This window comes from Rhodococcus aetherivorans (genome assembly GCF_011058165.1).
GTDB classification, from domain to species: Bacteria; Actinomycetota; Actinomycetes; order Mycobacteriales; family Mycobacteriaceae; genus Rhodococcus; species Rhodococcus aetherivorans.
The window spans coordinates 1-1163 of record NZ_JAALEG010000202.1 but is presented as its reverse complement, the minus strand read 5'-3'; the positions used below and the strand labels follow the sequence as shown (position 1 = coordinate 1163).

Below are 1163 nucleotides of genomic sequence, written 5' to 3'. Positions count from 1 at the left end.
CCCCCGGCCCGGCCGCCACGTCCGCGCCGGCCCCCACCACGACGGCTGCGCCCTCGACCGCCGTGGCCTTCCCCGCGCAGGCCACCTACGTCGCGCAGATCCCCGTCGCCACCAGAACCCTCACGCTCGCGATCGCCGTCGAGGGCGAGGACGCCGTCGCGTACGCGTGCGACGGCAGTGCAGTCGAGTCCTGGCTGTCCGGCGATGCCGAGGACGGCAGGCTCGAGCTCGAGGGCCGAGACGGTGCCCGCCTCGACGGCGAGTTCGACGGCACGACGGTGCGCGGCACCCTGTGGCTCGGTGACCGGAGCTGGACCTTCGACGCCGCGCCGGCCGAACCTCCGGCCGGCCTCTACCTCGCGAACGTGGGCGACGTCCGGGCCAGCTGGATCGTCACGCAGGACGGGACGGTCACCGGTGTGCGCCGCGCCGGCGACGGCGGCACCGCGCCCGCCCCGGCCCTGGCGCCGGACGGGACGGCGGTCGTCGACGGGGTGGTCGTAACCGCGGACCCGGTGTCCGGCAGCGACACATTCTGACGGTGCCACCGCGCGGTGACACCGGGAGGAGGACGGATGAGCACACCGCAGGTCCATCCCGTCGCACCGCCGCGAACGGCCCCCGTCGTGGTCGCGTTCCTGGTGGGTGCCCTCGTCGCGGTCGGGCTCGGTGTGTACGGCAGTGTGCACGAGCCGACCTTCTTCTCGATCAACGTCGCCGGGTTCTCCAGTCCGACCGCCGTCAAGGCCTGGCTGGCGACCCTCGCCGGCGTGCTTGCACTGGTTCAGCTCGCCTCGGCGGCCGTGATGTACGGACGGATGCCGGGACTGCGGGCGCCGAGCTGGATCGGGACCCTGCACGTGTGGTCGGGCCGCCTCGCGGTGCTGGCCACCGTCCCCGTCGCGGTGCACTGCCTGTACGCGCTCGGTTTTCGCACCGGCGAGCCGCGGGTGCTGTGGCACTCGCTGGCCGGATGCCTCCTCTACGGGGCGTTCGTGGCCAAGATGCTGCTGCTGAGCCGGCGAGGCCTGCCGGGATGGGCGGTTCCGGTGGCCGGCGGCGCCCTGTTCACGGCGATCGTGGTCGTGTGGTCGACCTCGGCGCTGTACTTCTTCCGCACGACGGGCCTCACGTTCTGACGGCCCACCCCTACTGTCTTTCCC

General features: G+C 73.3%; 2 protein-coding genes. Both read left to right on the top strand.

Features of this window, described 5'->3' with window-relative positions; genetic code table 11:
• A partial coding sequence (locus tag G6039_RS30150) for a hypothetical protein (protein WP_164528200.1) occupies window positions 1–539 on the top strand: 539 nt, incomplete at its 5' end.
• A gap of 36 nt (window positions 540–575) precedes the next feature.
• Window positions 576–1139, top strand: a complete 564-nt coding sequence (locus G6039_RS30145; protein WP_006931273.1) for a DUF6529 family protein — start codon at window positions 576–578, stop codon at window positions 1137–1139.
• Window positions 1140–1163: the final 24 nt, after the last annotated feature.

Excerpts from the sequence above, each read along its gene's own strand:
- G6039_RS30145 (WP_006931273.1), top strand. The coding sequence starts at position 576 with ATGAGCACACCGCAGGTCCATCCCGTCGCACCGCCGCGAACGGCCCCC.